Source organism: bacterium (genome assembly GCA_040755795.1).
GTDB lineage: Bacteria > UBA9089 > CG2-30-40-21 > CG2-30-40-21 > SBAY01 > JBFLXS01.
Genome location: JBFLXS010000153.1, coordinates 1 through 8,055, shown reverse-complemented (window position 1 = coordinate 8,055; position 8,055 = coordinate 1). Strand labels below are relative to the sequence as shown.

At 37.0% G+C, this 8,055-nt stretch carries 5 protein-coding genes; all 5 read left to right on the top strand.

All coding sequences use genetic code 11. The features are described from left to right. Positions 1 to 2,836 (top strand): fibronectin type III domain-containing protein (locus tag AB1414_10830; protein ID MEW6607925.1); only part of this gene is annotated, 2,836 nt, incomplete at its 5' end. A gap of 25 nt (positions 2,837 to 2,861) precedes the next feature. Beyond that, positions 2,862 to 3,974, top strand: a complete 1,113-nt coding sequence (locus AB1414_10825) for a tetratricopeptide repeat protein (protein ID MEW6607924.1) — start codon at positions 2,862 to 2,864, stop codon at positions 3,972 to 3,974. A 297-nt stretch (positions 3,975 to 4,271) separates the two neighbouring features. Next, positions 4,272 to 6,494, top strand: a complete 2,223-nt coding sequence (locus AB1414_10820; GenBank protein ID MEW6607923.1) for a tetratricopeptide repeat protein — start codon at positions 4,272 to 4,274, stop codon at positions 6,492 to 6,494. Then, a complete protein-coding gene (locus AB1414_10815) occupies positions 6,491 to 7,198 on the top strand; it encodes a L,D-transpeptidase (protein ID MEW6607922.1) in 708 nt (235 codons plus the stop codon). The genes AB1414_10820 and AB1414_10815 overlap by 4 nt, the downstream gene beginning before the upstream one ends. A gap of 13 nt (positions 7,199 to 7,211) precedes the next feature. Further along, a partial coding sequence (locus AB1414_10810) for a hypothetical protein (protein ID MEW6607921.1) occupies positions 7,212 to 8,055 on the top strand: 844 nt, incomplete at its 3' end.

Below are 8,055 nucleotides of genomic sequence, written 5' to 3'. Positions count from 1 at the left end.
TGTATATTACAGTACAAGTTCTTCAATAAGCCCTACCAATTATGATGATTTTGACTGGGTATATGGAAGGACGACTACTAATTATACCTTTACAGGATTGACAAATGGGACTTTATATTATTTTATAATTACCGCAACGGATAATTCTAATAATGAAAGTAAGCCATCCTTACGGGTGAGTGCTACTCCACAGGATACAACTCCACCTTCAGCACCAACAGGTTTAAAAGCAACGGCAGGTAATAATCAGGTTACATTAAATTGGAATGCAAATACAGAGTCTGATTGTGATGGTTATTATGTATATTACAGTACAAGTTCTTCAATAAGCCCTACCAATTATGATGATTTTGACTGGGTATATGGAAGGACGACTACTAATTATACCTTTACAGGATTGACAAATGGGACTTTATATTATTTTATAGTTACCGCTACGGATGAGTCTGATAATGAAAGTGAGCCATCTTCAACTGTAAATACTACACCTCAGGATATTCCACCATCAACCCCAACAGGGTTAATAGCAACCCCTGAACTACAACAAATTACTTTAACATGGAATGCAAATCCAGAACAAGATTGTGATGGCTATTTTGTGATGATGAGTAGATATTCAAATATAACACCAACTAATTATGATGAATATCATTGGGTATCTGGCAGGCTAAATACTTTTTATACCTTTAAAGGTTTAAGTGAGTTAATACCATATTATTTCATAGTAACAGCAACAGACTATGCAGGTAATGAAAGTAATGCCTCAAATGTAGTCAGTGCTACACCACTTCAACCACAGGATACCACTCCTCCTTCAATACCGACTAATCTAACCATCACCAATCCAGCAGAAGATGACGGGACACATCTAAATCTAACCTGGACAGCATCAACGGATAATGTAGCAGTAGCCTATTATCGTGTCTATGAATCTACCTCTCCCAATGTATCGGAAGAAATTTATGATGCATATTATGAGCCAACAACAAACAGCCTACAAGCTTATGATTTAATTCGGGGCGTAACATATTACTACAAGGTATTAGCAGTAGATACATCGGGAAATAAGAGTGGGTTATCCAATCGAGCTTCTGGAATCCCAAAGAATACAAATCCGCCAGCCGCACCAACAAATCTCTCTGCGGTTGGCTATTCTAACTATATCTCTTTGAGTTGGGACTGGAGTTATGATGCAGACGGCGGGCATAAAATCTACCGTAAACCCAAAGGTGGCGTATATCAAAATATCGACCAAATCTCCTTCTGGAATTGGTACAATGACTACAACATAGTAAATGGCACTACTTATTACTATAAGATTACTGCCTTAAATGAAGATGGAGTAGAGGGCCCTTATTCTACGGAGGTTGAAGTTACACCTCAACTTATAGATACAATTCCTCCTGCTTCTCCCAAAGGTTTAGCCGTATATCCTCACGATGCCTCTGCCGCTCTGGAATGGATAAGAAATAATGAGTCTGACCTTTTAGGTTATAATGTCTACCGTAATGGAGTTAAGGTGAATCCAGCAATCATCTGTCAGAATTACTACTCAGATACAGGATTGACTAATGGTGTATCTTACGCTTATAAGATTACCGCGGTTGATATATATAATAACGAAAGTTCTTATTCTGAAGAAAAGAATATTATACCCATGCCAACCCTGGAAATTACAGGGTTCTATCCGGTTGACCCCACTGACCCTGAATCTGGGTTGTTTGACCCGAGTATCTCTCCTTACCTGACCATTTATTACACGATGAGCAGTAATGCCTTTGATAAGATTATCTTAAGGATATATAAAGGGGATGAGATTGTATATACTGAAACAAAACTAAAGACCCAGGATGGATATTTCACCTGGAATGGGAAGTATCTTTCAGGGGAAGAGGCAGACTTTGATAATCTTACCGTTGAACTTGAAGGTATCCTATCCCCAGCCCCACAACAATCTCAACATGAGCTTCGAAGATTAATCGGTCTTGGAGTAACGAATGTTAAAACGAATCCGAAGAATGCCAAAAAAGCCAGTTGGAATGAATTTGCCGCCGTAGATGTTACTAAAACTGAGGATAGCGATAAATTTGTAGAGAAGATGAAAAACCTTGGCTGGGTAAACAGAGGATATAAAAAAAGTACAACTCCATCTCCCTCCTTAGAAAATTGTTTAAGAAATGCAGGAGAATCTGACCAGGCAGATATACTCTATATCTCCTCACATGGCTCATCTGGTGATGGTTGTTTGTATTATGATTCTGGTGATTATCTTCTAAGTCCAGAGGATATATATTTTGATTTTAATAATACCTGGAATACCGACCTGGATTGGGTAATTATTGCCGCTTGCTCAGTACTGAATATCGATTCCCTGGCTTATGGTTCGCCAACTGAAATGCCTGCCACTGAACACGGGAAAAGATGGGCAAAGACAATGTTAGGGAATAAAGGCCCAGTACGGGGGTTGTTTGGCTACAGATGGTACTCTCCAGGGATCCAAGACGACCCACGGTACGCTGATGCAACTACTGTAGTCGAGAAGTTCATAAATTACCTTGACCAGGGAAAGACCTTTGTTGATGCCTGGCAATACGCTAATTTAGATGTAGGAAGGGCAATGGAAACATGGAACTTGCACTTTTTTGATTATGCCATTATTACCCATACCGGGCATAAAGATGACCATCTGCCCGATAAAGGCACAGTGCGAAAAGACGATGATAAAGGCACATCAATGTATTATTGGTGGTGTAATTATGAAATTGAGAATTGGGAACAGAGAAAAGCTAACAAAAATACAGTAAAGCCACAGGGACCAGTACAATTTTCCCCGTAAATTCAGAGAAGGAGGTAATTAAATTATGGTTAATGGATATAAGGTGGTGAGTTTAATAGTGATGCTGTTAATGCTCTTTTCTGAGCTCTCTTGCTCAGAGACGAATACATCTTCCTATTGTCCTAAGACGATAAGGGAACCTGGTAAGTATAATGCTACAGAGACCTTGACTCCAGAGATTAGAAGGAAAGAAAGTAAACGTTTATATTACCACGGCAGAAGTCTATTTAATGAAGGAAGATATGAAGAGGCAATATGGGAGTTTAAAAGGATACTTGAGCAAGACCCGGAGAGTGAATATTGTCGATACGCTTCAGATTGGATTATAGGAACTTGCCACAAAATGGCACCAACAAAAGAAAGGAGGGCTGATATTCTTTTAAAATTAAGAAGCGAAGGGGAATCAGCACTCGGTCTTTTTATAGATGGAGTGATTAAGTATGCGGTTGAGGCATGGGATTTACGAGAGTGGGGTCATATCTTAGAAGCAGAACAAAAAGAGAAAGAGGCTCTGGAGAATTATCAGAGGATTATAGAAAGATATCCTGAGAGTGGATTAGCAGATAATGCAAAATACAAGATTGGGATACATTATTCTTGTAAACACAACTATGCTCGAGCGATTGAAGAGTTTACCAGGGTTATTGGGGAGTATCCAGAGAGTGATTCTGCCCCCTTGTCACAAAGATACATTGGTATGTGTTATGAGAACCAAAAGCAATATGAGCGGGCAATTGAGGAATACCGTAAGGTGATAAAGAAATATCCGAAGAGCCTTTGTGCGGCAGAGGCACAGAGTGATATTGGAACAATTTATTGGTGGTATTTTCACGATTACCCGCAAGCTATTATAGAATATCAAAAAGTAATAGATAACTACCCAGACCATCCTGATATACATATAGCTAAGGACCAGATTAAGCGGTGTTCATTATTATATGAGTTTCAAAAACAGGAGGTTGATACTACGAAACATTCTCTTTGGATTGAGGGGCCGGAGAAGCTTCAGTTACTTCTTGAGCTTTATAATCTTGGTGTTAAAAATATAGAGGATTATCAAACTACCAAGACCATAGATGAGCTTCAAGGATTAATCAAATTCTATAAGGAGAAAGGGGGACAGAAGGAGGGGAAATAGTGAATTAAAATGGATGAATAAGGTTATACAGAGATATCGTGTTAGTCAAGAGGTTTTTAAATTATGGTTAATAGATATAAGGTGGTGAGTTTAATAGTCCATAGATAGGGTCAAACCGTGAATGTTGAATACACTGAAACCTGTTTTTCTACATTCAAGATTGACACCAATTCTCCCTAACGGCAAGCCCCCAGCGGGCAGCTTAACAAAAGGATGATGAGGTCACATTAGGATGAAATTAAATCTGATTCGGATCGATGATAGTGGTTTTCTCTATCAATGAGGAGGTATTAAATTATGAGGGACAAGATAGAAGGAATTACTCTGATATTAGGATTAATAATGTTAGGAATGACAATTTATAGTGAATTATCCCTGGCTACTGAAGAATTGACCCCTAAAGTGAGTATTGAGCAGGAAAGAAAAAATATTGCGGTAGATCCAGAAGAAAATTTATTTAAGGATGCAGAAGATTTTTTACTCTTACGAGGTCAAGGTAAACCAAAGAATCTTAAAGAATTACCCCCATCACAGGAAGCATTAGAAGAAATAAAGGAGAATTACAAGATTGGTTTTAAAAAGCTCAAAGAGATAATAGAAAGATATCCTGATAGTGAATATGTTCTTAGAGCATTTAGAAAAATAGGAGGTCATGGTGAAACAATTTGTACCCCATGCTGTAGTTATACAGGAAACAGTTTAGCAGAAGAAAGTGATCTCCTCAACCTTATAGGTATACCGGAAGAAGAAACTCCTTTTACTCTTATGCTTCAGGCAGAGGTTAAATGGGCTATGGCAGGGAAATTAAAGCATTATGAGCAGTATGAAAAATCAGAGGAAAAATTAAAGGAGGCTTTACAAATTTACTTCAGGATCTTAGAAAAATATCCCGAAAGCAAATTAGTGGACGAAGCTCAGTTTAGTATAGGAAATTGCTATATCCATATAAAAGAATATGCCAATACTATTGAAAGACTTCAAGAGGTTCTTAAAAAATACTCTCCGGTTGAAGCATTCCAAAAGGTTATAGAAAAATACCCGCAAAGTAATTCTGCTCCTTATGCTATGCTGGCTATAGCCGATTACTATCAGTCTAAACTAAAAGAATATGAGTCAATCAAAGAATATCGAGGAAGTTATTCTGTTACTTCTATAGTGGCTCTCGTAGAAGCTTATCAGGTTGACCTGAAAGACTCTAATGAAATAATCAAAGAATATCAAAAGGTTATTAAAACATATCCTGACTCTCGTGTCGCTCCACAAGCTCAAGATTCTATCGGAGATATTTATTATTGCCATTTAAAAGATTATCCGCAAGCTATCATAGAGTATCAAAAGATAATAGATAATTATCCTAATTACTATGATATAGATACCTATAAGAGAACAATTGAACGATGTTACCTTTTGCTTGAATTTCAAAAGAGAGGAGTTGATGCAAACTGGTTACAGTATGAAAATCTGGATACACTCCGTCTCTTTTTGGAGATACACAAGAGGGGGATAAAGGAAGAGGAGCTATTCGACTTAAGATGCAAGTCGGTGGAGGAATTACAAAAACTTTTGGAGGAAGAAGGAGATATTAGTAAAATTCTTGTGGATACATCTATAAAAAAGTTTTCTTCTCCAGAGTATGCTGTTGAATCATTATATCTACGCACAGAAAATTTAATAGAAGAAGGAAAGAATGAGGAATTGTTGAGAGTATGTAAAGAGATCATAGAAAAATATCCTGAGAGTGATTATGTTCCTTCTGTAATAGATAGGATTGAAATGAGTTATAATAATATCATGTTAGAGCTCGGAAGGGAGGAACTAAAAAAAGACCCGGTTCTATATCTTTTAATAAAGGCGATAATTAAACGAGGTTATCTTTATTGGACATGTGCATCAGAAACAGAAGTATACGAAAATGAGGATGAGATTCTTGGAGATTACTATGAGATTCTGAATAAATATCCGGATAGTAAATTTGCTGATGAGGTACAGTGGAATATCGGTAGTTATTATTATCTTAGAGATGATTATACTCGTGCTATTAGGGAATTTCAAAAGGTGATAGATAAATATCCAAATACTAATTCAGCACCAGTAGCGAGATATTGGATTGGGGTATGTTATGATGAAGGATTTCAAGACTATCAACGTGCAGTGGAGGAATGGAGAAGAGTCGTAACAGAATATCCAACTTATCGTTTTAGTGTTGCACTCGCACAAGAATGTATTGCTGCAACTTATAGAATAAACTTTAACGACTATCACCAGGCTATCAAAGAATATCAAAAGGTGTTAAACAATGCTCCTTGGTATTATGACCCATCTGATATTGCATGGGAAGTTGAGAGGTGTCAAGTCCTGCTTGAATTTCAAAAGAGAGGGATTGATACAGAACGATTAGAGGATGAACACCCGCATAAATTTCCTATGTTATTGGAACTCCATAAGAAAGGAGAAGACATATTTCAGTATCTAAACAGACCAATTGAGGAATTACACAGATTATTAAAGGAGAAACAATGACTATAGGAAAGAAAAGTTTTATTTGCACAGTAACAATAGCTGTCTTTCTGGGAAGTGTAAGTGTTGGTATAATTTCTGTATATTTGAAAAGAATTTTCTTTGCGAATAAGGATTTTACGACTCTCTTTCGAAATACTGAACGAGATGAAAGATTAAGTCTTCACAGAGAAGGGAAGAAAGTGGAGGAGATATGTGAAGAGAAGGGAATAAACCTTCCGATTAGAAGCCCAAAGATTGTGATTATAAAATCAAAGAATATGTTAAGTCTATATGAGGGCAATATTTTAATAAAATCATATTCAATTTCATTAGGATTAAATCCAGTAGATGATAAGATAAAGAGAGGAGATTGTTGTACACCAGAAGGGGAATTCTATATCTGTCAGAAGAGACCGTGGTCACAATTTGGTCCAAGGTCGATGCTAATAAGTTATCCAAACATTGAAGATGCAGAGAGAGGACTACAGGAAGGATTGATTAGTAGGAGAGAACATGATGAGATAGTAAAGGCAATTAATAGGAAGAAGATACCGCCTCAAAATACACGATTAGGGAGTTATTTATTTATTCATGGTGAAGGCATGGAGGGGAACGGGAAAATGGATAATTGGACATTAGGATGTATCGCTATGTTTAATGAAGATATAGAGGAATTATATGAATATGTGGAGGTTGGTACACCTATATTTATATTGAAGAATTAGGGAGGGTTATCTTATGATTCAGAGTAAGTTGTTGATGACTTTAATTCTGATGAGTGTATTTATTCCAAGACCTGCCTTTGGGATTGGTGAATATGGTACAAGTAACGGTCAGTTTAAGATTCCTTATGGTTGTGCGGTAGATAGTAACGGATACATTTATGTAGCCGACTCGGGCAATCATCGGATACAAAAATTTGATTCATCCTTTAAGTTTATATCAAAGTTTGGTTCAGAAGGAGTGATGTCAGGTCAATTTAATTATCCTTTAGGCATTGCCGTAGATATACGTGGGAATATCTATGTTGCGGATACAGGGAATAACAGAATCCAGAAATTTGACCCATCTTTTAATTTCCTTATGAGTATATCTACCAATAATCCTCAAATGTATTATCCCAGGGATGTGTGTGTAGATAGAGGAGGAAATATATTTGTCTTAGATGGGGGAAATCAGAGGGTTTTAAAATTCAATGCAGATGGAACACTTACTGGCAACTTTGGTTCTAAAGGTTCCCAGACCGGGCAATTTAATGATCCTTATGGTCTTGCATTAGATACATCAGGTAATATTTATGTGGCGGATACCTATAATCATCGAATTCAGAAGTTTGACCCATCCTTCAAATTTTTAGCGGTTATTGGTAAAGGTAAAGGAGTTAATCCAGGGGAATTACTCTGCCCTCATGATGTAGTAGTTGATTCAGATGGCAATATTTATATTTCAGATACCGATAATCATAGGCTACAGAAATTTGATCCATCTGGTAATCATCTGGAAGTTATTGGTAGTATGGGGCAAGGTAAAGGACGATTTCTTACCCCACAAAAATTAGCCATCCATCAAAACAAACTCTATG